This window comes from Rhizobium sp. 1399 (assembly GCF_031455475.1).
Taxonomy (GTDB): Bacteria; Pseudomonadota; Alphaproteobacteria; order Rhizobiales; family Rhizobiaceae; genus Rhizobium.
Map to the genome: position 1 here is coordinate 76,820 of NZ_JAVDSU010000002.1, position 26,214 is coordinate 103,033.

Consider the following 26,214-nt stretch of genomic DNA (forward strand, 5'->3'; position numbering starts at 1 on the left):
GTCCTGGATGTCGATGCAGGCACTGGTCGGACCGCTCTTGGCAATGCCGCGTCCGGCCAAGCGCATTCTTGCACTGATCGTCGATTCCAGCCTCTGTGTGCTCACCATCTGGCTTGCATATTGTTTCCGTCTAAATGAATGGACGGTGCTGACGGGCGTGCAATGGCTCGCAGTTCTCGTGTCGCTGTGTCTTGCGCTGCCGATCTTCGTCGTCATGGGCATGTACCGGGCGATCTTCCGTTATGCCGGCATTGCCGCCTTCCTGGCGGTGCTGAAGGCGATCGCGATCTATGGCGTTGCCTTCGCGACGATCTTCACCGCGCTCAGCGTTCCCGGCATCCCGCGTACCGTCGGCATCCTGCAACCCTTCCTTCTGTTAATCGCGATCGGCCTTTCGCGCCTCGGCATCCGCTATTGGCTTGGCGATACCTATCAGCGCATCCTCCACAAGGGCGCGATGGCAAAGGTGCTGATCTATGGCGCGGGCAGTTCCGGCCGGCAGCTTGCCGCCGCATTGACGAACAGCGCCGAACTCAACGTCGTCGGTTATCTCGATGACGATCCGAAGCTCAAGGGCGGCATCATGGGCGGCCTGCCGATCTATGATCCCGCCGACCTGCCGGAGATCGTCCAGACGCTGAATGTCCACAATGTGCTTCTCGCTCTGCCGTCCGCATCGCGCCAGCGCCGCAACGAGATCCTCGAGCAGATCCGCAAGGCGCGGGTGAATGTGCGCACGCTGCCGGATCTGACCGCCCTTGCACAGGGCCGCATTGCCGTTTCCGATATTCGCGAACTCGAAATCGAGGACCTGCTTGGACGCGAGGCCGTGGCGCCGCGCCAAGAGCTGCTTGACAAGGCGACACTTGGCAAGGTGGTGATGGTGACAGGCGCCGGCGGCTCGATCGGCAGTGAACTCTGCCGCCAGATCCTGCGCTGCGGGCCGACGCATCTCGTCCTCGTCGAGCAGAACGAATACGCACTTTATGCGATCCATGGCGAGTTGCTGAAGCTTTCGGAGCTTTATGAACAGAAGGTACAGATCGTGCCGATCCTCTGTTCGGTGCGCGATCGCGACCGCATGGAACACATCATCATGAGCTGGAGGCCGCAGACGCTCTATCATGCCGCCGCCTACAAGCATGTGCCGCTCGTCGAGCAAAATGCCGTCGAAGGAATCAAGAACAATGTCATGGGCACGCTGATCACCGCACAGGCGGCGGAAAAATATGGCGTGTCGAACTTCGTGCTGATCAGCACCGACAAGGCGGTTCGCCCGACCAATGTGATGGGCGCCAGCAAGCGGCTTGCCGAAATGGTGCTGCAGGCGCTATCGGCCGAAAAGCTGGCCGGCACGCACACCAATTTCTCCATGGTCCGCTTCGGTAATGTGCTGGGTTCCTCCGGTTCCGTCGTACCGCTGTTTCGCCAGCAGATCAGGGATGGCGGCCCGGTGACGCTGACCCATCCCGACATCACCCGCTACTTCATGACGATCTCGGAGGCCTCCCAGCTCGTCATTCAGGCCGGCGCCATGGCCGATGGGGGCGATGTCTTCCTGCTCGACATGGGCGAGCCGGTGCGCATTGCTGATCTCGCTCGCCGGATGATCGATCTTTCGGGCCTGACGGTTCGTAGCGACGACAATCCCGAAGGCGATATCGAGCTGTCGGTCACGGGCCTGCGCCCCGGCGAAAAGCTCTATGAGGAATTGTTGATCGGCGACAATCCCGAGACGACGCAGCATCCGCGCATCATGAAGGCGCGCGAGGATTTTCTCTTCTGGCCGGAGCTTTCCAAGCGCTTGAAGGTTCTCAATGCAGCCCTCGACCGCAACGACATACCCGCCGCCCGCCTAATGCTCGCTGAACTCGTCTCCGGCTATGCCTCGACCGGCGAGGTGACTGATCTGGCGCTGAGCGCGGCCGAGGCCACCTCGGCCGCGTGATCAAAGCACGGCTTTGCGCGAGCGGGCCGTCAACGGGTGAACCGACCGACACCTTCGACTGCGGGGCCGCTGCCGTCTTCTTCGCCAAGCTGCAACTGGCATGTCGCTCCTTGCCCTTGACGACGGCGGAGAGGCGGCGCTGATGGCTGTTCGCAAGCCGCGGAAGTCCTGCCCTCGAGGGCAGGACCCGCGATCGTCGCAGCGGGTGAGCTGCTGTATCCGAGCCTTATATCAACGCAGGGGATACAGCCGGACGGACATACGCAGATCAAGGATCCTGTCGACGTGTTCGTCTATGTGCGCCTCCGTTTGGTCACAAGATCGCTCAGTCGACGAAGTCGACGACGACGCCGGGCTTCACCATGCTGGCAAGTTCCTCGACATCCCAGTTGGTCAGCCGCACGCAGCCGTGCGAACCAGCCTTGTCGATCAGCGAAGGCTCCGGCGATCCATGAATGCCATAGGTCGGCTCGGAAAGATCTATCCAGACCGTGCCGACCGGGTTATTGGGTCCACTCGGCAATTTCAGCAGCTTCTTGTTGTGGCCCTGCTGAAAATTTACTTTGGGATTATAGATGTATTTGGGATTGCGAGCGACACCGTTTATCTTGTGCCGGCCTGCAGGCGAGGGGTTGTCGTCGCTGCCGATTGTCGCGGGGTAGACCGCGAGAGCAGATCCGTCGTCAGCAAAGGCCAGCACCTCGCCGCTTTTCCTGCGGACCTCGATACGCTTGGCCTTCCCCATTCTTGGCGTACCGATGACCGCAACGGAAATCGTTTCGCCGGGGGCGAATTGGGCGCCAGGGTTCAGTGCTTTCAGCAGGTCGATGTCCATATGAAAGCGCTCGGACAGCCGCTCGGCGACGCTTGTGTAGCCGAGATGCGTCATCCTTGCCTGCTTTGCGTAATCCTTCGGAATGTCCTCGACGAGATCTGCGGCATCATTCTGCGCAATCACATAGGGACCGATAACCTTCCGATCGTCCTGGAGCCGGGAGAGCATCTGCGGGTCGGGTTTTCCATCAACCGGAAGGCGTTGCATGATCTCGAAGCCAGCGATCGCCTTTACGACGTTTTCACCGTAGAAGCCGTCTATCACTCCGGGCGACGCGCCGGCGCGATCGAGCAGAACCTGCAGATGAATGATGGCTGGATCCGGCGTCGTTGATCTTTCACTCGGAGGGCCCGAGGAGATGGCATCAATCGACGCGTCATTGATGGTTTGAGCCGCAAGGGACTGGGCGTTCCCGACACCGTGGATTGAAAGCGAAATGAAGCCGCAAATGAGCATGGATTTGATCATGCTGTTTAAATCACGGAGGATAAAATGGTTCCTTCTGGACTTTTGCCGGACAGGGTCTTTTTGATCCGGCAAGGGCGGGCCGGGTGTGGCGGCGGATCGTCTGCAGCCCCCTCGACGGCATGACCGCGGGTAGGCCTGCCCTTCGCCCGTCCTACTCTGCCAGCCTCTCCGGCAGCGGTTTCAGCGGATAGGCCTGCCAGAAGAAACTGTCGGCGGCGGCCTGGTCGAAGGCGAAGTTGCGGGCTTCCCGGATCTTGCCGTCCTCAATGCGGAAGGCGAGCACCCAGATTGTATCGACATTGGTCCCGCCTTCGCGGTTGGACCAGCCGCGATGCATGTCGACCACCCAGTTCTCGTCGGCCATTAGCGCAATGAGTTCCGCGCGGAAGCCGGACTTTCCGAGTTCCCTGAAGAAGGCGGCGACTTCGTTCCTGCCGCGTTTGGTACCGGCAAGTGGATGATGGCCGGGAATGTGCCATTCGATATCATCGGCAAAGAAGCCGGCGACACGGTTCATGTCGCCGCTCGCATAGGCGGCGTAATAATCGGCAACCACCTGCTTGTTCTCATCGGGACTGGCGGCCATGGACGCGCCCGCGGAAAACAGCGCGAGCGAGATGGTGAGAGCCTGTGAAATGCGCATGTCGATCTCCATGGGTCGAGAGGGATTGCTCAGCGGGAAGGCTTGGCACGCTCCGCGGCACGGTTCACCAGGCTGCGGTCGCCGGTTTCATGCGTCGGCGTCATCACCAGCCGCGTGACCTTCCAGGCGCCGTCGTATTTGGCGAGTTCGTAGCAATAGTGGCCCATCAGCGTCCAGGTTTCGGCATCGATGCGATGAACCGCCTGGAAATCGGCCTCGGCTGTTGCCGCCCTATCGCCGGCCGCGACGATCGCGTGATTGGTGACGAGATGCAGCGTCCGGTCGAAGCCCGGCAGGAAGCCCGACCATTGGGCAACGATCTCGTCGGCGCTCTGGCTTGTCGCTTGCCCGCCCCAGAGGCTGGTATAATCGAGCATCACCTGATCGGCGAAAGCGCCGCGCACACGGCTCCACTGGTGCCGGTCAGCGCCGGCGGCGATATTGGTGATCGTATCGATGATGGCCATGCGGTCGTCGATGTCGATCGGCTCGGCGCCTGCTATAACGGGGCAGGCAAAGGGGGCGCAGATCGCCGTCATCAGGGTCAGGCGTTTCATTGGTCTCTCCTTGAAGGGCAGGCTTGAGGACGGTCCGGTCAGGGCTTGTTGAAGCGCCGGAAATGCTGAGCCGCGGCATCGGCAGCACGCGAGACATCCTCGGGATTGTCGTAGAAATCGAACTGGCTGACATTGTCGAGCCACAACTCGGAGGCGTCACCCGTCAAAAGCGAAAGGAATGCATGGGCGCCCTGCGGCACGGCGGCCGCCTCCGAATGAACGATCAGCAGCGGCTTGTCGAGGCGGTTGCCGATCGCGACGGAATTATAGGTCAGCCATGGCTCCCAGGAGGCGAGGTTGAACCGGTTGTCATATTCGCGGATCAGCCCGCGGCCGGTCTCGGTGTAATAGGGGATCTGGTACATGAGCGCAGTCTTGTCCGTCATGCTGGCGGCCGTGATGAGCTGCGGCTCACCGTTCCGTTCGGCCTCTTCGGCCCGGCGTGACAGCGCGATCAGCCTGTCGACGCCATCCTTGCCGCCATAAACCTGCTCGACGATGCCGCCATTGTGCAGCCAGGGAGCGACCAGCGACACGCTCCGGAAATGGGCATTCCCGGTCGCGGCCGCCGCCATATAGCCAGCCGACGCACAAATGCCGAGACCGGCGATCCTGGACGCATCGATCTCCGGCAGGCTGGCCAGATAGCCGGTGGCGGCCGAAATATCCTCGGTCTTGGCGGCTGGGTCTTCCTTGAAGCGGATATTCCCGCCCGATTGTCCCCAGCCGCGGAAATCGAAGGCGAGCGCCACGAAGCCTCGTTCGGCCATCTCGCGGGCATAGAGGCCCGACATCTGCTCTTTGATCGACGTCCAGGCACCGGTGACGAGCACGCCGGGGCGCTTTTCTCCGGGCCGGAAATCGGCCGGCGAGTGTCGTTCCCTCGTTCTCGAAGGAGACCTGCCGCGTCTTAATATCGGCCGCAAAGGCGTTCGCGCTCATCAATGCCGCACCGATCGTCAAAAGAGCAAGGCGTCTCATCGCAAATCCTCCATCCGCTCCTCATTGCGGTCGAAGGGAATTTGGCAGGGATGAGTGCCGGCAGCTGGAGCCATTCTTGGCGATGGGTGGGTATTTCTTGCGCTTTGTGGCTGTCAGTCCATGCGGAAGGCGGCAGGTGTGGTGCCGACATGGCGCCGGAAATGCCGGCCGAAGCGGGAGACGTCGTCGTATCCAACGCGGGCTGCGACCTCCGCGACTGGTAGCCGCGTCGTCTTCAGGAGGATCTTTGCACGCTCCATCCGTTCGTGGATGACATATTGGTAAGGCGATATGCCGAAAGCCTTCCGAAAAGCGCGCACGAAATGGAATCGGCTGATCGCGGCCTCAGAAGCGATCTCGTCCAGCGACAGCTCTTCGGCGATATTATCATGGATATAGGCGACGGCGCGCTGCAGGCGCCGGTCATCGACCGCTGCCGCCCCGTCCGTGCGCGACGACAGCAGATGCGCAAGATGGGCGGCAAGCGCGAGCTCCATCGTCTCGCGATAGAGCGATGCCGGCTCCCCGGCCGTCGAGACGGCCTGGCGCGCCAACTCTGCGAGCAACGGATCGATGCGGCCGACAACCGGGCCCACATCCTGTGCCCGGTCGAAGCCGACATCGACAAGCAATGCATCGGTCAGTTCGAGCTTCAGATAGGAGAGGGCCGCATCATATTCGCAGATGCCGGATGTGCCTGCCGGCAGGATCCAACCGTCGCCCGCGGCAAGCGGAATGGGCTTTCGCCTGTCTGATCCGACGGCGATGCGGTGGCCCGGCTGATCGGTGAGGAAGAGGCCGACAGCCATGCGTGGCAAGACGAATGCACCACCGCCGGGCGGCACATCAAAGCTTTCGGCCATCAGTCGCTTTTGCGCTGTGCGCGCCCGCAATCCGCTCATCGAGCTGATGTTAGGCCGGACAGCGTGAAATTCAATCGGATGACGGTCCGTTCACGGCTTCGTCAGAAGCCTGAGCGTGAAAAATCGCGGCGCCTCGTGCTGGATATAAACGGGGGGACAAAGTCATGGCCGTGATAAATGAGCTCTAATTCCAGGCACAGAATTCGTCCGTAAGCCCTCGGTCGAGAAACCGGACCGAGGGCTTTCATATTGGCCGGAAGCCGCTATCGGAGCGCCGGGCAGCCGCGGACATTGGCAAAGCTGATCTCGCCGGGACCTCGCCGTGTCCAGCCCTGAACGATCACACGCCGCGGCGTGACGTCGACGACGCGAGCGCGGCGGAAGCCGAAATCACGCGCCTTGTCCTCTGCCCATCGGGGATCGCAGCCACCGCGCGGTGGACGACCCCAACCGGGCGGCGGCGGGGGAGGCCTGCCCCAATCCCTGTCAGGTTCAAAACGGGGCGGCGGGCCTCTGTCGTAACCCTCGTAATATTGCGCAGACGCGATGCTCGACGTGGAGGCTAAAGTGCCAAGGGCAAGCAGAATGCCGATGGCAGATTTCGTGAAGTTGATCATCAATCCAATTCTCGTTTGGGGCACACGCCTGCGGAGGGTAGGGCACATCGTGGCAAACTGATGGCCAAGCGTATTGTCGCCACGCGGCGAGATAATTCGCTGTGCAAGCCCAATGGGTTAATGTCGCCTTGAGTGCAACGGCGTGACGTTCTGTAGGGCACCGCAGATGGCCGGCATGATCGCGCTATCACGTCAGCAAAGTTATAGCAGGTCGCAGTGTTCGCAGACCCGCCGAGGCCGGGCGAGGTCGCATCCGCTGATCTCAGCTCAGCGTTTCTGCAAAAAGTTCGAGCAGGCGCTTCCAGTGCCGCTCAGAACCTTTTTCGCTGTAGGTCTCGCCGCGATCGGGAACGGTCCAGCCATGCGACATGCCGATATAGTTCTCGATGATGTGGTCGACGCCGCCCGTTCGGAGCGCCTCGGCAAGCCGCGCGGACTGTTCGGGCGGGAAGCTGCCATCGACGCCTGCAACGCCGACATAGACGCGCGCCTTGATATCGCCGGCGAGGCGATGCGGGCTGTCGGGCGCCTCGCTTGCCAGATTGCCGCCGTGGAAACTTGCAGCTGCCGCGATCCTGTCGGCATAAGTGGCCGCTGCCGTCAGCGCCCGGCCGCCGCCCATGCAATAACCGACGGCGCCGACCGGACCGGAAACGCCTTCGGCTTCGAGCATGTCAAGGAAGGCTTCGCTGTCCCTCTTCGTCATCTCCTGCGTCGTCTCGCGGATCATCTTCATGATCTCGGCGCGCGAGGTCTCGTTGCCGAAGGAGGTGCCGTCGAAGGGGCCGTAGGAGCCGAACCGGTAGAAGAGATCGGGCAGCAGCACGATATAGCCGGCATTGGCCAGACGCTCGCCCATGATGTCGGTTGCGTCGCGCGGTCCGAGTGCATCCATATAGTAGAGAATGCCGGGCAGAACCTTGTCCTCGCTGCCGTCAGGGCGGAAAAGTGACGCCTTGGCAACGCCGTCAGCCGTGGTGATTTCAATATCGCGTTTCATCGACCAATCCCTTTGATTTTATTGCTGGCAGCCGCAAAGCCGCCGCCGCCAATCTGGCAAAGGCGGGCGACAGTCTCAAGACACGAATGCGTGGCGGAATCCTCGTTCCCTTATATCTGAGGGGCGTATCCGGCCCTCAAGCTCACAGGGATTTTCTGGTCAAGCGGATCGCCCAGCCTATCAGGCTTCCGTCAAGCCAACCTACGCTCAGTCCGATGATTTTGAACACTTGAGTGAAGTTCGATGCTGCGCGGCTGTGATGCTGAGAAGAGAGCGAACTCGTCGTTGGCGCACGACCCGCAACACTATTACGCGCCGAGCGCAGGCCGTTTGGAAAACGAAATCAGTTCCTTGACGTGAGTGGCAATCCGCCCTTCACGGCTGGCGTGTTCTGCTTCCCAACCGAATTTCCACGCGTCATGTCGCGCAAGCCAATCGCCGAGGGCGCTGGTGTCACCAATGGGTATCCTGTGAGCTTCGAGATACGGGTTCTCGTGCGCCTTCGATCCGAGCACTCGAGCTCGTGAACCCGCTTCCTGCAAATCGATCAGCTCTTCAATCGTCATACTCAGCCCTCAACGATGCGATGAGGCTAACATCATCGGCCGCTAACGCAAGTGATTGCTAATTAATGGGTTAATCCGCGAAAATTTGGCTTAGGGACGACGATCTGATCGAATGAGCAAGCCAGCGCTGATAGGCTTGCAGGCCATCAGGGTTCTTTGCGCCCCGGGCGGTTATCAAAGCCGGTTTTGCGGGGGCAGCGGATCGATGTCCGATGAGGTAATCCAGACCCGTCCATCATATGCCAGTTCGCCGTCCACGAACTTGCGGTCAGCGATACCCTCGTACAGGTCGAGCCTCTCGATGAGACCCTGGATCATATCACCAGTAGAGGAAGGAAGAGCATCGCCCGCGATGCATACGGCCTGATGCAGGTTCCCTTCCGCCATGACCAGAACAGCATGAGTGCCACAAAGGCGGATCTTACCGGGCACGGTTACGAGCGACATTTTGGCCTCCTACAAAGTTACGGGAGAGTGTTGCTGCGTCTCCTGAAGGCTAGGGAGCCATGGTTAATCAAAGGTTAACATCAATCAATTTGGCAATCGGTTCGTCCCCCACCTCAAATTGACGTAGCGCAAGCCTTGGAAGTTTATGTTCGCACTCGGAGTGACAAGGGTGCAAAAAAACTGCCAATCTGGTGACGACTGATGCGATTGCCGATCATCCAGATTTGCTGAGCTCTGCCGGATGTTCCACGCAGCCATGCAGAACTCGGGCGTGCATTCCGCCGCGATCAATGGCATGAGTGGCGGGAACACCGGGCCGGGGCGTTATCGGATCGATCCGTGCAGCGAGGGCGGCGCGCGATCAAGGGAGGAATTGGGTAACGCGCTTGAGGCCGGCGAGCTCCTGAGGGGACATGACATTGACGTTGAAAGCTGCCGCAGCCGCGAGGTACATTCTTGCCTATCTGTCTTGGCCACTGGTGTTTTTCTCCGGTCTGACGGGCGCCTATTTTGGCTTTGCAAGCGGGCATCCGATGGTCGCATTTGCAGCAATCTATGCGGGCGCGGTGCTGCTCCTCTTCCTGCTCGAGCGTATCATTCCCTATGAAGAACGCTGGCTCCAGGCAGATGGTGAAACGGCCAACGATATTGCCCACACCGTCCTGACAAAGGGGCTCGTCGAACTGGCAGCTCTCGCCGGGGTCATCTTTCCGATGCTTGCGGCAGCCCTGCTGCAGCCGCTTGCCGCCATGCAATTCAGCCTCTGGCCGGCATCCTGGCCGATGATCTTCCAGGCGGCCCTCGCCGTCGTCATCGCAGAATTCGGCCTCTACTGGGCGCATCGCATCGCCCACGAGCGGCTGTTCTTCTGGCGTTTCCATGCCCTGCACCACAGCGTCACCCGCCTCTGGGTCATCAATACCGGCCGTTTCCACGTCATCGATTCCCTGTTCAAGATTGCACTGAGCCAGATCCCGCTCTACCTGCTCGGCGCCCCGCTGGGGGTCTTCTGGTGGCTTGGTGCCGTCACGGCCTTCATCGGCATCCTGACCCATTGCAACGTCGATATGCGCACGGGCCTTTTCGACTTCGTCTTCTCGACGCCCCGGCTTCACCGCTGGCACCATTCGAAGGATCTGCGCGAAGGCAATACCAATTACGGCGAGAATGTCGTGCTGTTCGACCAGCTGTTCGGCACCTATTTCAATCCCGACCGCCCATCCTCGACCGATATTGGCATCAAGGGCCAGATCGCCCCCGGCTTCGTCAGCCAACTGACGCAGCCCTTCACCAAGGACGGCGTACGCCAGATCCTCGGCCGTCAGCCCAAACGCGGCTGAGACCGAAAACGGTCTTTGCCGTCATCATTTCATGACAATCCGCCCGTAAGAGCCTGCCAAACCTCGACGGAGACGGACAGGGGGCGGCGATGACGACGTTGAAACAGGTTGCGCTAAGGGCAGGATGTTCCATGGCGACGGCAAGCCGCGTGCTGAACCTCAGCGGACCCGTCAGCCAGGCCGCCGCACTTCGCGTGCGCCGTGCTGCAGCCGAAGTCGGCTATCGGGCTGCCGCATCCTCTTCCCGCAGCGGCCGCCGACCCGTTATCGGCGTGCTGGTGCCGAGCGTGACCAATCCGGTTTTCGCTTCGTCCCTCTCGGGCATCCAGAACCGCATGCTGGTTGCCGGCCACAGCGTTCTCATCGCCCAGTCGAATTACGATCCCGACCAGGAGGCCAATGCCGTGGCGGGGCTGCTCGGCGAGCGGCCGACCGGGCTGATCCTGACGGTCTGTAATGGTGAGACAAGCCCGGCATTGGCGCAGGACTTGCCGCCGACAGTACTGCTTGGCAGTTCTCCAACGGCCCGATATCCAGCTGCCGTCACCGTTAACAATTACGCTGCTGGCTGCCGGCTGACCGAACATCTCTTATCCATGGGCCACCGGCGCATCCTTTATGTCTCGGGCAGCTTCAAGGCCTCGGACCGTGCGCTTTTGCGCTACCGCGGCTATCTGCAGACGATGGAGGCAGCGGGCGTGGCTCCGCTCGAGGCCGTAGAAGTGCCCTTCGTCAGCGGCTATGACGAGATGGATCTCGGCCAGGCCTTGCGGACATTTTCCCCGACCGCCATCATCGGCTCGAACGATCTGATCGCGCTTGGCGTCATCGGCGCCATCCATCGCGAGGGCTTGCGTGTTCCCGACGATATCTCGGTGGCCGGCTTCGACGGCATCGCCATCGGCAAGCTCATCAATCCGACGCTGACTTCGATCGAAATGCCCGATCTCAGCATGGGGGCGACGGCGGCATCGTTGCTGCTCGATATCGTCGAGAATGATGCACCGCTGAGGCATCTGGAATTGTCGCATGCCTTGCGGACAGGCGGCACGGTGCGAAACCTCCAAAACGAAGAAACCGCCACAACCCGTGGATGCGGCGGTTCCGGATCGAGACCGCGGGTGGCTTAACCCGCGACCAATTGCAAAAATTAGCTACGCGGCAGCATGCCTTCGACGTCGGAGGCGGCGTCGTCGAGGGCTTCCTTCGGCTGAGCAGAACCATCGACGATGCGTGACAGATTGTCGACGATCGTCTGGGTGACTTTGACGCCATTGGTGCCGGGGAAGGCATACCACGGGATCATCCGCGGCATCTGGCTGAGGCCAGCCTGGAAGAGCGGGTTCTTCTTGTAGAAGTCGGCGAGATATTCGGCGGACTTGGCGGCAAGCTCGTTGTTCGGCACATAACCGGTGCCGGGAACGACGACGGAGGCGCCATAGGGGCCGGCCGCGAACTTGGCGAACTTCCAGGCGGCATCCTGCTTGGCGCCATCCTTGGCGAGGATGACGACGGCATTGCCGCCTGTCGGCAGATGGCCCTTGTCGGGATCGATCAGCGGGATCTGGGCGGTGCGCAGATCGAACTTGGTGCCGACATTCTTGATCGTGTTGACGAGCGCGCCGGTCGTCTGGAATTCGAAGCCGACCTTGCCGGCTGCGAAGGCCTGTTCACCTGCTGCCTTGGTGAAGACCGGCATGCCGCCTTCCTTGACGAAGCGGCTGATCAGCTCGACGGCTTTCTGGCCCTCCGGACCGTTGAAGGCCACCTTCTGCTCGTCGTCGCTCAGCATCTTGCCGCCGGCACCGAAGAGCAGGGCGGAGAACATCCAGTCGTCGCCCTGCCAGCGGAAATCCATGCCGTCGACGCCGTTGCCGAGCGCCTTGATCTTGCCGGCGAGCGCGATGACTTCGTCCCAGGTCTTCGGCGGGGTGTCGGGATTGCCGCCGGCTGCCTTCACGAGATCGGCATTGTAATACATGATTGGGTTGGAGGTGGCGAAAGCAAGGCCCACCTGCTTGCCGTCGACCTGGGCGAGCTTCAGGATCGTGTCCGAAAAGCCCTGCTCGGCCATGTTACCTTCCTTCTGGACGAGCGGCGTCATGTCGATGGCGACATTGCGTTCGTTCAGCATGCGCAGGCGGTTGAGGCCGATGAAGGTGATGTCGGGCATTTCAGACGTGCCGGCCTGGCGCAGGATCAGCTGGATACCGTCTTCATAGGTCGCCGAGGGAGCGGCGAACTGGATCTTGATATCAGGGTTTTCTTCCATGAACTTCTTCGAGATCGTGTCCATCACGTCCTTGAAGAAGCCCGGCATCGGGTAGTGGATCGTCAGCGTCGTTTCGGCATGGGCCGGCAGTGCGGCCGCCACGGACAGAGCCGCTGCTGCGAGGAACTGGGTGAAATGCTTCATCGCTCGTTCTCCTGGGTTCAGCCGGTCAGCCTTTGAGACCGGTCATGGTGATGCCCTCGACGAAGCGTTTCTGCGCCAGCAGGAAAGCCGCAACGAGGGGAATGGTGATGATGATGGTGGCCGCCATCAGCGCGCCGTAATCGTCGCCGGCTTCCGCGGCGCGGAAGTTCATCAGGCCGAGCGGCGGGGTGGCGTAACCCGGCTTGCTGATGACGATCAGCGGCCAGTAGAGGTCGTTCCAATGGGCGACGACCGAAAAGATTGCGAAGGCCGTGACCGCCGGCCAGGCATTCGGCACGATGACGCGCGAGACGATGCCGAGTTCGGACATGCCGTCGAGACGGGCAGCATGGATCAGGTCGTCCGGCATGGCGCGGAAGAACTGCAGGAACAGGAAGATCGCAAAGACCGAGATGGTGAAGGGTGCGACCAGCGCCGTATAGCCGTTGAGCAGCGAGAGGCTATCGAAGGCGACATAGAGCGGAAGGGCCGTCGCATGGATCGGCACCAAGAGGCCGAGCAGCACGAGCACCATCATCATGCGGGCAGCACGGAATTTCAGCTTCGCCATGGCGTAGGCGCAGGGGATCGCGACGAGCACCTGGAAGAAAAAGATCAGCGCGCAGACCACCACGCCGTTCCAGAGAAGCGTGCCCATCGCCACCTTGTCGAGCGCCTTGGTAAAATTCTGCACGTAGTAGAAATGCGTCGGGATCAGCGACAGTGCTGCGGTGAAGATATCGTCCTGCGACTTGCCGGCCGCCGATATCATGAAGATGTAGGGCGCGAGGAAGACGACCGCGCCGAGGATCAAAAGCGCCAGGCGGACGAGCCGGCCGAGGGTGAAACGGGAGCGCGTCTTCATGAATAATGCACCCGCCGGTCGAGGAAGCGGTATTGCAGGAACATCATCACTACGAGAATGGCGAGGAAGACCACAGTCATGGCCGAGGCGTAGCCAACCTTCATGTAGACGAAGCCCTCCTGATAGATGGTGAAGAGAAGCACTTCGGAGGCGTGATTGGGGCCGCCATCCGTCAGCGTCTTGACGGTCTCGAAGGTCTTTACCGCATTGATGACGCTGATCGTGGTGACGAAGAGCGCCGTCGGCCCGAGCATCGGCCAGGTGACGAGAAAGAAGCGGTCGAGCGAGGATTTGGCGCCATCGATCTCGGCGGCGGCATAGAGCTCGCGCGGGATCGCCGTCAGCCCGGCGAGGAACAGCACCATGTTGAAGCCGACCGTCTGCCACACACCGATGATCGAGAGGCTATAGAGGGCGGTCGACGAGGAACCGAGCCAGTTCGGCTTCGGCAGGCCGACGAGACCGATAAGCGCATTAAGCGGACCGATCGTCGGATGGAAGAGATACTGCCAGACGGTTGCCATGGCGACGATCAGCGAGACGACGGGGAGGAAATAGGCGGTGCGGAAGACGCTCTTTCCCCAGCCCTCGCTCTCGATCAGCATGGCCACACCAAGGCCGAGCAGGATCGAGACGGGTGCGACGATCGCCGTATAGACCGTGGTGTTCCATAGCGACTTGCGGAAGGTGCGGTCGCTAAAGAGCTCGGCATAGTTCTCGAAGCCGACGAAGCGGAACTTGCCGGCGCCGAGTTCGAAATCGGTAAAGCCGAGGAAGACGACGGCGACGATCGGCAGGAGCACGAAGAGGACGATCAGGATAATCGCTGGCAGCGTCAGCAGCCAGGCCGTCTGTGCCTCGCGTCGCTCATGCCTGACGGATGGTGCGACCGACCGGATCTCGCCTGCGGCAATGCTAGCCATGGGCCCTCTCCCTGCTGGTATCGGCGGGAAGTGCGGCAGTGCGCAGCCGGCGGCCGTCGGGTGCAAAGACCATGGCCTTGTCGGGCTGAAAGGAGAGGGTGACGGGCATGCCGGCAGAAAGGCCCGCGGCATCGGCCGGTGTAAGCTTGGCAAGTACGGTCTCGCCGATCGCATTCAGTCGGCAGAACAGGATCACCTCGGAGCCGAGGAATTCCATACGCTCGATGCGGCCGGGAAGAGAGGTCTGGCCCTCTGCCGCAAGCCGCACGAATTCCGGACGGATGCCGATCGTCACGTCGGAACCGGCAGGATTGGCTTCTTCCAGCGTGAGCCTGATATCGCCGAAGGCGATCGTTCCGCCATTGGCGCGCGCCGGTAAGAGATTGATGCGCGGCTGGCCGACGAAGCGGGCGACCTCGATATGGGTGGGATCGTCATAGATGACCTGCGGCGGCGCCAGCTGCAAAAGCTGGCCGCCGATCATCACGGCGACGCGGTCGGCCATGGAGAGCGCCTCGGCCTGATCATGGGTGACATAGACGGTCGGCACGCCGGCGCGGCGATGTAATTCGACGATTTCGCCGCGCGCATGGACGCGCAGGTTGGCGTCAAGGTTCGACAGCGGTTCGTCCATCAGGAAGACGCTCGGATGGCGCACCATGGCGCGGGCGAGCGCCACGCGCTGCCGCTGGCCGCCCGACATCTGGCCGGGCTTGCGCTCAAGGAGATGGTCGATCTTCAGGGCTTTGGCCGTTTCCTGCACATCGCGGGAAATGCCGGAACGAATGGCGCGGTAGCCGGGCATGACAGGGCCGAGGAAGGGAAGACGCTGAATGCGGCTCAGCCGACGCATGGCAAGCGGAACGGCGATATTCTGGCCGGCAGTCAGATGCGGATAGAGCGCGTAGGACTGGAAGACCATGGCGATGTTTCGGTCTGCGGCCGCCACATTGGACATTTCCCGCCCGCCGATGACGATCTCGCCGGTGTCGGCATGGTCGAGGCCGGCAAGTATGCGCAAGAGCGTGCTCTTGCCGCAGCCCGAGGGGCCAACGAGGGCGATGAATTCGCCCGGCTGCACATCAAGGCTGATGTTTTTGAGAATGGCGTTGTCGCCATAGGATTTGGAAATGGCCGAAAGGGTCAGCGCGCTCATTACGCCGGCTCCTTCTGCACCTTGTGGGCCTCGTGCGGATAGACCTCGGCCACCACATCGTCGAGCACATGCGCCACCATGCCTGATATAGGGACGATCTCGCTCGTGACGTCGTCGCCGAGATCGTGAAGCACGGCTCCAACAAGCTTCTCGCCCGGCATCTCTCGCTCCATCGTGCCTATGATGAAGGCGGCGGACGGTCCCCAGGTGAGCGAGGTATCGTTGAAACGGCCCTGCCAGGCCCAGTGCAGGTGGCCGCTGGCGTAGAGCGCGACATCATGGGCGGCGATCAGATCATAGAGCCTCTGACGCTGGGCCGGCCGGATGCTCCAGTAGCCGGTGTCGCCTTCATCGGGTGCATCGACGAAAAGCGGCTTATGGGCAAACATCGCGATCCGTCGGCCGGCGCGCTCGGCAAGCGCCTTTTCCAACCATGCGAATTGCGTTTCCTGCTCGTCATTCTCCATGCCCATCAGCAGGCTGTCGAGGCCGATGAGGCGCCAGTTGCCGGCATCCTCCAGCCAGTAGTCCGGGCCGACGAGGTTGCGCCAGCGGCTGAGCCTTGTTGCATCGACCGGCTGGAGCGAACCCGGCAGATGGCCGACATCGTGATTGCCGGGAACGATCAGCATCGGGATCTTCACCTGCTGCATCAGCTCCATGCAGAAGGTCAGATCCTCGTCCTTGTCGGCGCCATCGACGGCAAGATCGCCGGTATGGATGACGAGATCCGCGCCGCTGCCGTTGATCCAGTCCGCAAGCGGCTGCCAGTTGCCGTTGAAATGCGGTATCGACGGGCTGAAATGCGTGTCGGTGATCTGGACGATTTTCATGCCGGCGCTCTCCAATAGGGCCCGCGGCAGGTTTCCGGCGGCAGGCAATGCTGATGCCGCCTCTTTAGAGCGCCCCAATGTCAGGCGGGTTACAAGCGTTTCCACTCTTGTTCCAATTGTGTCGCGCAATTGTCATGGAGCCGATCGCAGCCAAAGCCAAACCCGCGATGTATCGGCAATCCATCGGTCCTATCCGCCTTGGTGGGGATAAATCCACGCGCAAAGGACCGATCGATGAAGGCATTGATGGAGAACAGGAAACGGAGTTGGCCGCGGCCAATTCTTCTCGGCTGCGCCATGCTTGCGGCCACATGCATGCTGGCAGCCTGTGCCTCGCAGATCATGAAGAGCTATGTCGGCGTGCCGATCGGCAGTGTCATGCTGGATTACGGCCCGCCCGACAATGTCTATGAGCTGCGCCCTGGTGAGCGGGCCATCGCCGCCCTTTGCACTATATAGGAATGAGGCATTTCTATAGGAGTTTGCGATGTCCTCGACAGTTTCGGCGAACGTTGATGGCAGAACAGCCACGAAATTGAAGATGGTGGCTTCGATGGAAAACAGATCCGTATCAAACGCGGTCTCCAGCGCAATCACCGTATTTGTTGGACTTCCCAAGGAGGGCCACCAGGCCAACGGCAGAATTCAAGACCAAGGGAATCAGAATGGTCGAGACGCTCGCGGAAATGCGTGCCATGATTAAGTTCTGCGCGACCAAGACCGCGCCTGCGGCCGCCAGAAGCGTGATTGCGGCGGCCGGCATTTCGTCAACGGCCGTTTGGTGAAGTGCCGGGGTCGAGCGTCAACTGCATGAACGCAAGGTCGAGCCATTTACCGAACTTGGTGCCGACTTGTCTTAGATGACCGACATGCTCGAAACCGAGCTTTTCATGGAGGCGCAACGAGCCCAAGTTCTCGGCTTCGATCCCCGCGACCATGACGTGCTTGCCAATGGCCCGCGCTCGCTCGACAAGGGCGCTCATGAGCTTCTCACCTGTACCCTTGCCGCGCTGGTCCACTTGCACGTAGACGGAGTGCTCGACGGTGTGTTTGTAGCCATCGAAGGCTCGCCAGTCGCCGAAAGACGCGTAGCCGACTACCCCGCCGTGCGCGTCGACTGCCACCAGAACCGGATAGCCAAGCCTTGTGCGGTCAGCCAGCCAACTGTCCCTGTTTGCGATATCGACTTCGGTGTCGTTCCAGATTGCGGTCGTGTTGACGACGGCATGATTATAGATGTCGGTGATGCTCGGAATGTCAGTTCCGACTGCGTCGCGGATAAGCATGGTCGTCACCAGTTTGGTTAATATGATGACATTTTGTCTACTATATTACACAGGCCAGCACAAGCGAATTCGTTTGGTCAGGAAACCGTCAATGCCGCCACGGCGTAGACACATTCGCGCCTGCTTTCATTCTTGAATACGCAGTCGGTCGGCGGCCCGAGTTCCAGGCAGTCGCCCTCCTTCATCTCGTGCCGCGTCGGCCCTTCGACGAATACAAGCTCCCCAGACAGCACCCATACAAGCTGGCGAAGGAACGCATAAGCGGAGGCAGGCATAGGCACTTCCTTGCCAGCGGGAAGAGTCACGTTGACGAGATCGAGCGGCATATCCGAGCGCGGGGAAACATGGCGTCGCAGATATCCCGTCTCTGGATCAGTCCAGACCGGTTGGTCCGCCTTCCTGAGGAGGCGACCATGCTGTATCTCGGCTCGCGCCATCAGCGTGGACATGCTCAGACCGAACGCGCCGGACAGCTTGCCGAGCATATTGGCGGTGGGGCTGCTCTCGCCCCGCTCGACCTTGTAGACCATGGCGCGGGAGACCGACGCCTTTTCAGCCAGGTCGCTCAGCGACCAGCCCCGGCTCTCGCGCTCAGTCCGAATACGCGCGCCGATGCGCTGATCCATATTATCTTCTTGGCTCATCGTACTACGATAGTAGACGATGACCTTGTCTTCAAGGGGCGTCGCCTCCAGACGACGCCCCCCGAGAATCAAGACGACTGCTTGAGCAGCTTGACGAACGTCTCCGACGAGATGACGGGGGCGAAGAAGTTGTTAATGCGTTCCATCGCCGCCTTCTCCTGTTCCGGCCTCTGGCAACCGCAGGCGTCGCCGACCACGATCGGAAGGTAGCCGTTGTCGCGCGCCAGCCGCGCATTGCCCTCGATGCACCAGTCGAGATGGATGCCCGTCAGGACGATGACTTCGACCTTCTTTCGCGAAAGCTCGAGCGGGAGCTGGGTTCCGATGAAAGCCGTTTGGAGCGCTCGCTCGTTGAACTCGTTGTCGCCTGGACGGACCAGCGCCTTCAGTTCGCCTACGAGTTCGTTGTCGCGCGCCTGCTCCTCCTTCGTCCAGTTCAGACCCTTGGTCCAAGAGCCGAATTGTACTCGGTCGAAGTCGTTCATCGGATAATCCTGCCGGAAGACCTCGTAGCCGATCCAGTTGAAGGACACGAAATTCTTTGCCTTGCGGGCGGCTTCGACCACCTTGACCGTCGCCGGAAGGCTGCCCCGTTCGCGATGGCCCTCAGCGGCCTGCACACCGCCCGGATCGTAGCAGGATTTGTTCTGGCTGATTGAGCAATAGGCGGCCGGACGCGAAAGGATTTCTGCGAGATCGAGTTCTTTCCATTGCGGGGCCAGTTCGGGAATTGCGTGGATGCCGCCTATATTTACGGCAGTCTGATTTGCCTTTGCACTTGCAGCGCCCGCGACTGCTGCGGCGAGACCAATTGAACCGAGCATTGCAGCCCGACGTGTTGCGACAAGATTTTCCATAGTTTTCTCACGTTACCAAGGGTTACGCCCGCGGACCCGCTCCGAGGGACGCGAGGATAGATGCAATGAATGTGCCAATTTAATGTAACGTCGTACTACTATATTATAACGAAAATAATCTATCTGACTCTTCGATATAGGTCTGATGTCCGCTAAGAGCCCGACAGCGGACGATGAGCTTGCCTCATCCCGCCCAAGAAAAAGCTTGACCTCTCCCCGCCGGTTAGAGAAGCGGCGGAAATGAATGAACGGGTTTCGAATAGCCGTTTGGCAGGCCGCCATAGACTAGTACCAGTGCGTCGATATCGCTTCGCCCGACCGAAGCGGGCGAGGCGATTTGCGCGCCAAGGGAAATCCCCAGAGTGCCGATTTTGTCGTCCGAACGGGGTTCCCTTGAGGTAGGCGGCGAGCCCTGAACGGCTAGGATCCAGCCAGACAGATGCTGCTTGATTGACACTTTGCATTGATTATCGCTCCTGTGTCCGGAATTTTGGAATGGCGGCACGGCTCGCATCTGGCGGCGGTCGGACCAATAAGGCCTCGCCCACAAACCCGACATTTGAGTCAGCCAACAGCGCCACGCGCTTGCTGCCATAGGGACGTTATTTTTCTACTCACAATTGTCCAGTTTGGCACAATGTGCCTTCTGAAACTTATGTATGAACCTTCACGCTAGAAAATAACCGCGACGACATGATGACTAGCGGCATCTCAGCGTGAACTTTAAAGTCATCCGATGACGAGAGAGCGTGGCGTGCGCTTTGCAGCCGACCGGTCTTACGGCGGTTCGCACCTTATCGTCACTTTTCGCTCCCATCCGTGTCCGATGGTTCGCCAGACACCGGCGCTTTGACTACCATCTCGCCGGATGCCGGAGGGCTGATCTTCTGCCGGTACCGGCCAATGAAAGCCTTGGTGGCAGGCGAACTTTCGCCCTTGCGGTAGGCGATCGCCACGTCCGACGTCACCGTCACGCTCTGAAGCGGCCGGTAGTGGATATCCGGCAGTTCCACGCGGCTCATCGATTGCGGCACGAGAGCGATGCCGGTGCCGATGCCGACAAGGGCGGCGATTTCGGTAAAGTCGTGTGCGATGGCCTTGACGGAGGGTTCGAAGCCCGCCTCCCGGCAGGCCTGCAGCGTGTTGCGGTGAAAGCCGACTTCCGGCGGTTGGCGTGGCGTGATGAAGGTATTGTCGGCCAGTCGGGCGAGCGTATCGATGGCGCGCTCTGAGAATTCATGATCCGCCGAGACCATCGCAACCAGCGGCTCGCGCAGCACGACCTGCACGGAAACGCCAGGCGGTATCGGCGCCGGCGCGCGGATATAGCCGAAATCGAGCAGACCGTCGGCAATGCGCTGCAGCTGCTGGCGCAGCTCCATTTCCTGCAGTTCAACCTCGACATGGGGATAGTGGCGCTTGAAGTCCCTGATCGAGCCGACGACCGCGCCGGAATAAGCGGCGGACGCGACATAGCCGATCGAGATGCGTCCGCTTTCGCCGCGCCCGGCGCGGTTAATGGCGGCGACCGTCGCCTCAGTCTGGGCCAGGACTTTCCGGGCCTCCTGGAACAGGGTCTCGCCCGAATGCGTGAGCTGCACGCCGCGCCGGCTCCGATCGAGCAGCGGCGTGCCGACAATTTTTTCTAGGCTCCTGATCTGCTGGCTGAGGCCCGGCTGGGCGATGCCGAGCCTGGCAGCCGCACGTTCGAAATTCCGCTCTTCGACCAGGGTCACGAAATACCTCAAGTGCCGGAGTTCGAAGCCGGGGTCGGTCAGCGCCACTCATGTTCTCCTAGAAGAATTCAAATCTATGACATCAGGCAGGTTTCATAACCCGCGCTTATAAAAAATTCGAGCCGCATTTATTGGACCTTCGAAAAATAACATGATTAGAAAAATCCAGTTTTACGGCATATAACGAGCCCCCAATGACTGGTTCTCTTCACCTCCTCAAATTTGCTTCGACCACAGTGCTGGCAAGCGTGCTTCTGGCGCCGCTGTTTCCGGCGACCGCGCAAGAGGCCAGTCCGACGACGCTCGCCCCGATCGTCATCAGCGGCTCCAAGGACGAGGACCCGACGGCGCCGGTAAAGGGCTTCGTTGCCAGGACGAGTGCTACGGCGACCAAGACCGGCACGCCGCTCATCGAAACCCAGCAATCGATCTCGGTGCTGACGGCTGACCAGCTGAAGTCGCAGGACGCCGAAACCGTCGGCCAGGCGCTCGATTACGTGCCCGGGGTCGTCGGCGAGCCCTACGGCGCCGACCCACGTTTCGACTCGCCGCGTATCCGCGGTTTCGACAGCCGCCAGGCGCAGTTCCTGAACGGGTTGCGCATGATGCGCACGGCAGGCGCGCCCGCGGTCGACCCCTATCAGCTCGAGCGTATCGAAGTGCTGCGCGGCCCGGCTTCTGTCATGTATGGCCAGGGCAATCCCGGCGGCATGATCAATCTCATCAGCAAGCGGCCGGTCTTCGAACGCTTCGGCGAAGTCGGCATTCAGGCCGGCAGTTACGACACCTACGGCTCCTATTTCGATTTCGGCGACATCATTCCCGGCAATTCCGATTTCGCCTATCGTCTGACGGGGCTTGCAAGGACGGCCTCGGCGCAGGTCGATGAACTGGACAATGACCGCTACTTCATCGCTCTGGCGCTCACCTGGCAGCCGGACGACGATACCAAGCTGACGATCCTGACCAGCATCCAGCACGACAATCCGAGCACGCCATCCGGCCTGCCGCCTTCACTCACTCTCAATGCGACAGGCGCCAACCGCCTGTCGCGGGATTTCTTCGTCGGCGACAAGAGTTTCGATACGTCCGACCGGACGTTGACCAATCTCGGCTATGAGCTGGAACATCGCCTGAACGATACCTGGACCTTCCGCCAGAACCTGCGCTATCAGAATTTCGACTGGAATTATAGGGCGCTCGGCATGTCGACGGCAGGCCTTACCGGCGGCCGGACGATTAACCGCAACGCCACCATCCAGGACGAGCTGCTTAATACGTTCAACGTCGACAATAACCTGGTTGCGGAATTCGACACCGGCGAGATCCAGCACAAGATGCTGTTTGGTCTCGACTATCGCTATTACAGCAACAATGTCGGCACGCAGTTCTGGCGCGCCACGCCGCTTGATGCCTTCAATCCGGTCTATGGCTCAGTCAGGCTGATCGCCCCGACGCTCAGCACCTATGTCGATTCCCAGATGACGCAGGTCGGCCTCTACGTGCAAGACGAGCTTGCCTATGAGAACTGGCGTGCAACGGCAGCCCTTCGGCAGGACTGGGCCAGTACCGATGGGACATCGACGAACCGGCTGACGGGCATTTCGCGTCCTGTCGATCAGGACGATCACAAGCTCACCGGCCGGGCCGGCCTCAGCTATGTCTTCGACAACGGCATCGCCCCCTATGTCAGCTACGCCACCTCCTTCGAGCCGGTGCCGGTTTCCACGACGAGCGGTATTCTCCAGCCGACGACGGGCGAGCAGGTGGAGGTGGGCGTCAAATATCAGCCGGAGGGCTGGAACGGCTTCTTCACCGTCGCCGCCTACGACCTGAAGCAGGAGAACGTACTGGCGACCTACGCACTGCCGGATGGCACGACGAGAACCGGTCAGATCGGCGAGGTTGCGGTCAAGGGCATCGAACTGGAAGGCGTTACCAGCCTTACCGACGGGCTCGATCTGCGCGCCGCCTACACTTACATGCAGGCAGAAATCGTCGGCGGTGTCGACGATGGCAAGCGCCCTGACAATGTGCCGGAGCATGCCGCCAGCCTCTGGATCGACTACACCTTCCCTGAGGATACGGTGCTCGAAGGCTTCGGTCTCGGCGGCGGCGTGCGCTATGTCGGCAAGCGCTATGGCGATACCAAGAACACGCTCGATCTTGACGCCGTGACCCTCTTCGATGCAGCAGTGCACTACAAGAAGGACAATGTGACCGCCTCGCTGAACTTCAAGAACCTTGCCGACAAGGATTATGTTGCAAGCTGCAGCTCCTTCGGCTGCACCTATGGCGATGGCAGAACGGTGATGGGTAAGCTGGCCTTTCAATGGTGAGTGAATTTCGAGACGCATATGGACGGGGCATCAGCCGTCGGCAGGCGCTTGCCCTGCTGGCGGCTTTCGCAATTCCCGGCAAGGCCTTTGCGGAAACGCCCCAATCCCCGCCAAGGCGCATCGCAGCAATCGACTGGGCCATGCTGGAAACGCTGGTCGCACTCGGCGTTATGCCAGTTGCCGCAACCGAGCTCGTGCAGTTCCGCAAGGATGCGGTCGAGCCAATGCTGGCCGAGAGCGTTGCCGATCTCGGCCTGCGCGGATCGCCGAACCTCGAACTCCTGCGCCTGCTGCGCCCGGACCTCATTCTGATTTCGCCCTTCTATGTCAGGTTCGAGGCGAGCTTTCGGGCGATTGCGCCGGTCCTGTCGCTGCCCTTCTATCACAGGGGCGAGCCGCCGTATCAGAGGGCGATCGATGCCGTTTCGGCACTTGCAAAGGAGCTTGGCCTCGAAGAGCGTGGCCGCGAAGTCGTGGCTGAACAGTCAGCCCTTGTCGAGGAGGCGCGCCTCAGCCTGCAGGCTTTTGCCGCGCGCCCGACCTATCTCGTCAATATCGGTGATAGCAGGCACGTCCGCGTTTTCGGCGCCGACAGCATGTTCGGCGATATCCTGTCACGGCTCGGCCTGCCGAATGCCTGGACGGACCGTTCCCGCTATACGTTCGCCGCGCCGGTGCCGATCGAAAACCTCGCCGCAGAGCCTCAGGCGCGCATCCTCATCATCTCCGATATCCCGGTCGAAGCCCGCAACGGCCTGAAGAACAGCATGATCTGGCAATCGCTGCAGCCGGTGCGCTCCGGCCGCGTGCTGATGCTTTCCAATATCAATCCCTATGGCGGCATCTCGGCGGCCGCCCGCTTCACGCGGCTTTTCAAGGCGGCGATGCTGTCGTCTGGGGAAAGGCCGTGATGAGACCCGCCGCACTCGCCACCGCGCTTCTCGCCCTTGTCGCCTCCGCCGGCCTCTTCCTGTCGGCGGCACTCAGCCATCTGCCTTTTGCCGACTGGCCGTCCTTGCCCTTCGATGCCGGGCAGATGACGACGCAGCAGATCATTTTCGCCTACGCCGCCCTGCCGCGCGGGGCGGTTGCGATTCTGGCCGGTGCGGCCCTCGGGCTTGCCGGCGCCCTCTTGCAGCGCCTCCTGCGCAACCCGATTGCCGATCCCTCGACGCTCGGCGTCTCCTCCGGCGCGCAGCTTGCGATCGTCGTTGCGACACTGTTCTTCCCCGAGGTGCTCGATGGCTACCGCGGGCTTGTTGCGCTTGCCGGTGCGGCCGCGGCAACCGCCATCGTCTTCCTGCTCGGCTGGCGGCGCAGCTTCGAGCCCATCACCATGGTGGTCTCCGGCCTGCTCGTAGGCATTACCTGCAATGCGCTATCGGCGGCGATGACGCTCTCGCAGGGCGAATATCTGATGTCATTGGTGACCTGGAACGGCGGTTCGCTCAGCCAGCAGGACTGGTCGGCGACGGTAAGCCTCGGCCTCGAATTGCTGCTCGGCCTCGCCATCACCCTCCTGTTGCTGCGTCCGCTGACCGTGCTCGGCCTCGGCGACAGTAGTGCCCGCTCGCTCGGTGTGGCACTTGCCGGCACACGCATTGCTATTGCAAGCCTTGCCGTGGCGCTGAGCGCCGGCGTTGCCGCTGCCGTCGGGCTTGTCAGCTTCGTCGGCCTTGCCGCCCCGGCGCTGGTGCGCCTGCTTGGTATCCGCACGACGCGCAGCATCCTGCTTTTGTCGCCTGTTGCCGGCGGCCTCTTGCTCTGGTTCTGCGATGGCATCGTCCAGCTCGTCGCCTCCTCGGCGGGCGAAACCTTTCCGACGGGATCGGTGACGGCCTTGATCGGCGGGCCGCTATTGCTCTGGCTGCTGCCGCAGGTGCGGGCCGTCGAGCCGCCGCAGCCGCCCGATAGCGTCGTCGTCTCCCGCGCGCCGCTGTCGCGCCTCGTCCTCATCTCCTGCCTGCTGCCGCCGCTTGCCTGGGCGGCCCTCTGCGTTGCGCGCCTGCCGGAAGGTTGGACGCTGCTGAGCGGCGATCTCTTCTGGGAACTCTTTCCCGCCCGCTGGCCCCGGCTGGTGGCATCGACCGCGGCCGGCGGGCTGCTCGCCATGGCGGGCGCCATGCTGCAGCGCCTCACCGGCAATCCGATGGCAAGCCCCGAGGTGCTGGGTGTCAGCGGCGGGGCCGGCGTCGGTTATGCCGTTGCCTTGAGCTTCTCCGCCAATGCCGGCGCGCCTGCCCTCTTTCTTGGCGCTGGCGGCGGCGCGATCGTCGTACTTGTCATCGTGGCACTCTTTGCCGCCCGCCGGCATCTGCCGCCTGAACGCCTGCTGCTCGCAGGCATTTCCGTCAGCGCCTTTTCGTCGGCGATCCTGAGTGCGCTTCTTGCCGTCGGCGATCAGCGCGCCTGGCAGATCCTTTCCTGGCTCGGCGGCTCGGCTGCAGCCGCCACGCCGCAAACGGCTGTGTTCCTCGCCGGGCTCACCATTGTCATCCTGATAATCGCCCTGATCTTCACGCGATGGCTGACAATCCTGCCACTTGGCGCGCCGACCGCGCTTGCGCTTGGCTTACCGCTTGTCAGTGCTCGCATGCTGATGGTGCTGACGGCAGGCATTGCGACCGCTGCCGCTTCGCTGCTCGTCGGCCCCTTGAGCTTTGTCGGCCTGATGGCCCCGCACATCGCCCACCGTGCCGGCTTCGAAAAGGCCGGCAGCAACCTGCTCGCCTCCGCCGTCATCGGCGCTGTGCTGATGATGATCGCCGATCTCGGCGCCCGCACTGTCACTTTTCCCTATGAACTGCCGCTGGGACTCTTTGCGGCCTTCGCCGGCGCGCCATACCTTGTCTGGATGATAGGCAAAAGGCAGTAGGAGCGGCCCGTCGAAATGG

24 protein-coding genes and 1 pseudogene are annotated in these 26,214 nt (G+C 61.4%); 7 read left to right on the forward strand and 18 right to left on the reverse strand.

The window, feature by feature from the left end:
* The first annotated feature begins 7 nt into the window (after window positions 1–7).
* Window positions 8–1,948: a nucleoside-diphosphate sugar epimerase/dehydratase gene (locus J2X71_RS06360; protein ID WP_310382152.1), complete on the forward strand. Its 1,941-nt coding sequence runs from the start codon at window positions 8–10 to the stop codon at window positions 1,946–1,948.
* 325 nt (window positions 1,949–2,273) lie between these two features.
* Here J2X71_RS06360 and J2X71_RS06365 read toward each other — a convergent pair whose 3' ends face one another.
* The 9 genes from J2X71_RS06365 to J2X71_RS06405 form a co-directional block, all read right to left on the reverse strand.
* Window positions 2,274–3,251: a L,D-transpeptidase gene (locus tag J2X71_RS06365; protein ID WP_310380236.1), complete on the reverse strand. Its 978-nt coding sequence runs from the start codon at window positions 3,249–3,251 to the stop codon at window positions 2,274–2,276.
* Between the two features lie 151 nt (window positions 3,252–3,402).
* Window positions 3,403–3,894 carry a nuclear transport factor 2 family protein gene (locus J2X71_RS06370; protein ID WP_310380238.1) on the reverse strand — a complete coding sequence of 164 codons (492 nt, stop codon included), beginning with the start codon at window positions 3,892–3,894 and terminating at the stop codon, window positions 3,403–3,405.
* Between the two features lie 29 nt (window positions 3,895–3,923).
* Window positions 3,924–4,451 carry a nuclear transport factor 2 family protein gene (locus J2X71_RS06375; protein WP_310380239.1) on the reverse strand — a complete coding sequence of 176 codons (528 nt, stop codon included), beginning with the start codon at window positions 4,449–4,451 and terminating at the stop codon, window positions 3,924–3,926.
* Window positions 4,452–4,489: 38 nt separating this feature from the next.
* Window positions 4,490–5,284, reverse strand: a complete 795-nt coding sequence (locus J2X71_RS06380; RefSeq protein WP_310380241.1) for an alpha/beta fold hydrolase — start codon at window positions 5,282–5,284, stop codon at window positions 4,490–4,492.
* Between the two features lie 261 nt (window positions 5,285–5,545).
* Entirely contained in the window at window positions 5,546–6,295 is a 750-nt protein-coding gene (locus J2X71_RS06385; protein ID WP_310380243.1) for an AraC family transcriptional regulator, read from the reverse strand.
* A gap of 263 nt (window positions 6,296–6,558) precedes the next feature.
* Window positions 6,559–6,915, reverse strand: a complete 357-nt coding sequence (locus tag J2X71_RS06390) for a hypothetical protein (protein ID WP_405049685.1) — start codon at window positions 6,913–6,915, stop codon at window positions 6,559–6,561.
* A 259-nt stretch (window positions 6,916–7,174) separates the two neighbouring features.
* Entirely contained in the window at window positions 7,175–7,912 is a 738-nt protein-coding gene (locus J2X71_RS06395) for a dienelactone hydrolase family protein (RefSeq protein WP_310380247.1), read from the reverse strand.
* A 308-nt stretch (window positions 7,913–8,220) separates the two neighbouring features.
* Window positions 8,221–8,478, reverse strand: a complete 258-nt coding sequence (locus J2X71_RS06400; protein ID WP_310380249.1) for a CrpP-related protein — start codon at window positions 8,476–8,478, stop codon at window positions 8,221–8,223.
* A gap of 174 nt (window positions 8,479–8,652) precedes the next feature.
* Window positions 8,653–8,925: a hypothetical protein gene (locus J2X71_RS06405; protein WP_310380251.1), complete on the reverse strand. Its 273-nt coding sequence runs from the start codon at window positions 8,923–8,925 to the stop codon at window positions 8,653–8,655.
* Window positions 8,926–9,338: 413 nt separating this feature from the next.
* Here J2X71_RS06405 and J2X71_RS06410 point away from each other — a divergent pair, with 413 nt between their 5' ends.
* Window positions 9,339–10,265, forward strand: coding sequence for a sterol desaturase family protein (locus tag J2X71_RS06410; protein ID WP_310380253.1), 927 nt, complete (start codon window positions 9,339–9,341; stop codon window positions 10,263–10,265).
* Between the two features lie 89 nt (window positions 10,266–10,354).
* Entirely contained in the window at window positions 10,355–11,395 is a 1,041-nt protein-coding gene (locus J2X71_RS06415) for a substrate-binding domain-containing protein (RefSeq protein WP_310380255.1), read from the forward strand.
* 20 nt (window positions 11,396–11,415) lie between these two features.
* On the opposite strand, the gene J2X71_RS06420 is transcribed toward J2X71_RS06415, so the two are convergent.
* From J2X71_RS06420 to J2X71_RS06440, 5 genes are read right to left on the reverse strand one after another with little or no spacing between them, the layout of a single operon-like run.
* A complete protein-coding gene (locus J2X71_RS06420) occupies window positions 11,416–12,681 on the reverse strand; it encodes an ABC transporter substrate-binding protein (protein WP_310380257.1) in 1,266 nt (421 codons plus the stop codon).
* Between the two features lie 25 nt (window positions 12,682–12,706).
* Window positions 12,707–13,546 carry a carbohydrate ABC transporter permease gene (locus J2X71_RS06425; protein WP_310380259.1) on the reverse strand — a complete coding sequence of 280 codons (840 nt, stop codon included), beginning with the start codon at window positions 13,544–13,546 and terminating at the stop codon, window positions 12,707–12,709.
* The gene (locus J2X71_RS06430; RefSeq protein WP_310380261.1) at window positions 13,543–14,469 is read right to left on the reverse strand and encodes a sugar ABC transporter permease; all 927 of its coding nucleotides are present in this window, start codon (window positions 14,467–14,469) and stop codon (window positions 13,543–13,545) included. Before J2X71_RS06430 ends, J2X71_RS06425 begins: the two co-directional genes overlap by 4 nt.
* Window positions 14,462–15,625 carry an ABC transporter ATP-binding protein gene (locus tag J2X71_RS06435; protein ID WP_310380263.1) on the reverse strand — a complete coding sequence of 388 codons (1,164 nt, stop codon included), beginning with the start codon at window positions 15,623–15,625 and terminating at the stop codon, window positions 14,462–14,464. Before J2X71_RS06435 ends, J2X71_RS06430 begins: the two co-directional genes overlap by 8 nt.
* Entirely contained in the window at window positions 15,625–16,458 is an 834-nt protein-coding gene (locus J2X71_RS06440) for a metallophosphoesterase (RefSeq protein ID WP_310380265.1), read from the reverse strand. Before J2X71_RS06440 ends, J2X71_RS06435 begins: the two co-directional genes overlap by 1 nt.
* Window positions 16,459–16,704: 246 nt before the next feature.
* Here J2X71_RS06440 and J2X71_RS06445 point away from each other — a divergent pair.
* A pseudogene (locus tag J2X71_RS06445) lies at window positions 16,705–16,893 on the forward strand (hypothetical protein); the annotation flags it as partial.
* Between the two features lie 332 nt (window positions 16,894–17,225).
* Here the strand turns inward: J2X71_RS06445 and J2X71_RS06450 are convergent.
* The 4 genes from J2X71_RS06450 to J2X71_RS06465 all read right to left on the reverse strand — a co-directional run bounded on the left by J2X71_RS06450 (window position 17,226) and on the right by J2X71_RS06465 (window position 21,029).
* Window positions 17,226–17,744 (reverse strand): N-acetyltransferase family protein, encoded by a 519-nt coding sequence (locus J2X71_RS06450; RefSeq protein WP_310380267.1) that lies wholly within the window; start codon window positions 17,742–17,744, stop codon window positions 17,226–17,228.
* 77 nt (window positions 17,745–17,821) lie between these two features.
* Window positions 17,822–18,370, reverse strand: coding sequence for an XRE family transcriptional regulator (locus J2X71_RS06455; protein ID WP_310380269.1), 549 nt, complete (start codon window positions 18,368–18,370; stop codon window positions 17,822–17,824).
* Window positions 18,371–18,456: 86 nt separating this feature from the next.
* Window positions 18,457–19,245, reverse strand: coding sequence for a cysteine hydrolase (locus J2X71_RS06460; RefSeq protein WP_310380271.1), 789 nt, complete (start codon window positions 19,243–19,245; stop codon window positions 18,457–18,459).
* Between the two features lie 800 nt (window positions 19,246–20,045).
* Window positions 20,046–21,029 (reverse strand): LysR substrate-binding domain-containing protein, encoded by a 984-nt coding sequence (locus tag J2X71_RS06465; RefSeq protein WP_310380273.1) that lies wholly within the window; start codon window positions 21,027–21,029, stop codon window positions 20,046–20,048.
* Window positions 21,030–21,175: 146 nt separating this feature from the next.
* Here J2X71_RS06465 and J2X71_RS06470 point away from each other — a divergent pair, with 146 nt between their 5' ends.
* The 3 genes from J2X71_RS06470 to fhuB are packed head-to-tail and all read left to right on the forward strand — an operon-like array spanning window position 21,176 to window position 26,195.
* Window positions 21,176–23,320: a TonB-dependent siderophore receptor gene (locus J2X71_RS06470; protein WP_310380274.1), complete on the forward strand. Its 2,145-nt coding sequence runs from the start codon at window positions 21,176–21,178 to the stop codon at window positions 23,318–23,320.
* Window positions 23,314–24,231, forward strand: a complete 918-nt coding sequence (locus J2X71_RS06475) for an iron-siderophore ABC transporter substrate-binding protein (protein ID WP_310380275.1) — start codon at window positions 23,314–23,316, stop codon at window positions 24,229–24,231. The genes J2X71_RS06470 and J2X71_RS06475 overlap by 7 nt, the downstream gene beginning before the upstream one ends.
* Window positions 24,231–26,195: a Fe(3+)-hydroxamate ABC transporter permease FhuB gene (gene fhuB, locus J2X71_RS06480; RefSeq protein ID WP_310380277.1), complete on the forward strand. Its 1,965-nt coding sequence runs from the start codon at window positions 24,231–24,233 to the stop codon at window positions 26,193–26,195. Before J2X71_RS06475 ends, fhuB begins: the two co-directional genes overlap by 1 nt.
* The last annotated feature ends 19 nt before the right edge of the window (window positions 26,196–26,214 follow it).

Excerpts from the sequence above, each read along its gene's own strand:
- J2X71_RS06410 (WP_310380253.1), top strand. The coding sequence starts at position 9,339 with ATGACATTGACGTTGAAAGCTGCCGCAGCCGCGAGGTACATTCTTGCC.
- J2X71_RS06370 (WP_310380238.1), bottom strand. The coding sequence starts at position 3,894 with ATGCGCATTTCACAGGCTCTCACCATCTCGCTCGCGCTGTTTTCCGCG.
- J2X71_RS06450 (WP_310380267.1), bottom strand. The coding sequence starts at position 17,744 with ATGCTTATCCGCGACGCAGTCGGAACTGACATTCCGAGCATCACCGAC.
- J2X71_RS06405 (WP_310380251.1), bottom strand. The coding sequence starts at position 8,925 with ATGTCGCTCGTAACCGTGCCCGGTAAGATCCGCCTTTGTGGCACTCAT.
- J2X71_RS06440 (WP_310380265.1), bottom strand. The coding sequence starts at position 16,458 with ATGAAAATCGTCCAGATCACCGACACGCATTTCAGCCCGTCGATACCG.
- J2X71_RS06475 (WP_310380275.1), top strand. The coding sequence starts at position 23,314 with ATGGTGAGTGAATTTCGAGACGCATATGGACGGGGCATCAGCCGTCGG.
- J2X71_RS06435 (WP_310380263.1), bottom strand. The coding sequence starts at position 15,625 with ATGAGCGCGCTGACCCTTTCGGCCATTTCCAAATCCTATGGCGACAAC.
- J2X71_RS06460 (WP_310380271.1), bottom strand. The coding sequence starts at position 19,245 with ATGGAAAATCTTGTCGCAACACGTCGGGCTGCAATGCTCGGTTCAATT.
- J2X71_RS06400 (WP_310380249.1), bottom strand. The coding sequence starts at position 8,478 with ATGACGATTGAAGAGCTGATCGATTTGCAGGAAGCGGGTTCACGAGCT.
- J2X71_RS06360 (WP_310382152.1), top strand. The coding sequence starts at position 8 with ATGTCGATGCAGGCACTGGTCGGACCGCTCTTGGCAATGCCGCGTCCG.
- fhuB (WP_310380277.1), top strand. The coding sequence starts at position 24,231 with ATGAGACCCGCCGCACTCGCCACCGCGCTTCTCGCCCTTGTCGCCTCC.
- J2X71_RS06385 (WP_310380243.1), bottom strand. The coding sequence starts at position 6,295 with ATGGCCGAAAGCTTTGATGTGCCGCCCGGCGGTGGTGCATTCGTCTTG.
- J2X71_RS06455 (WP_310380269.1), bottom strand. The coding sequence starts at position 18,370 with ATGGATCAGCGCATCGGCGCGCGTATTCGGACTGAGCGCGAGAGCCGG.
- J2X71_RS06425 (WP_310380259.1), bottom strand. The coding sequence starts at position 13,546 with ATGAAGACGCGCTCCCGTTTCACCCTCGGCCGGCTCGTCCGCCTGGCG.
- J2X71_RS06395 (WP_310380247.1), bottom strand. The coding sequence starts at position 7,912 with ATGAAACGCGATATTGAAATCACCACGGCTGACGGCGTTGCCAAGGCG.
- J2X71_RS06375 (WP_310380239.1), bottom strand. The coding sequence starts at position 4,451 with ATGAAACGCCTGACCCTGATGACGGCGATCTGCGCCCCCTTTGCCTGC.
- J2X71_RS06430 (WP_310380261.1), bottom strand. The coding sequence starts at position 14,469 with ATGGCTAGCATTGCCGCAGGCGAGATCCGGTCGGTCGCACCATCCGTC.
- J2X71_RS06470 (WP_310380274.1), top strand. The coding sequence starts at position 21,176 with ATGACTGGTTCTCTTCACCTCCTCAAATTTGCTTCGACCACAGTGCTG.
- J2X71_RS06420 (WP_310380257.1), bottom strand. The coding sequence starts at position 12,681 with ATGAAGCATTTCACCCAGTTCCTCGCAGCAGCGGCTCTGTCCGTGGCG.
- J2X71_RS06365 (WP_310380236.1), bottom strand. The coding sequence starts at position 3,251 with ATGATCAAATCCATGCTCATTTGCGGCTTCATTTCGCTTTCAATCCAC.
- J2X71_RS06415 (WP_310380255.1), top strand. The coding sequence starts at position 10,355 with ATGACGACGTTGAAACAGGTTGCGCTAAGGGCAGGATGTTCCATGGCG.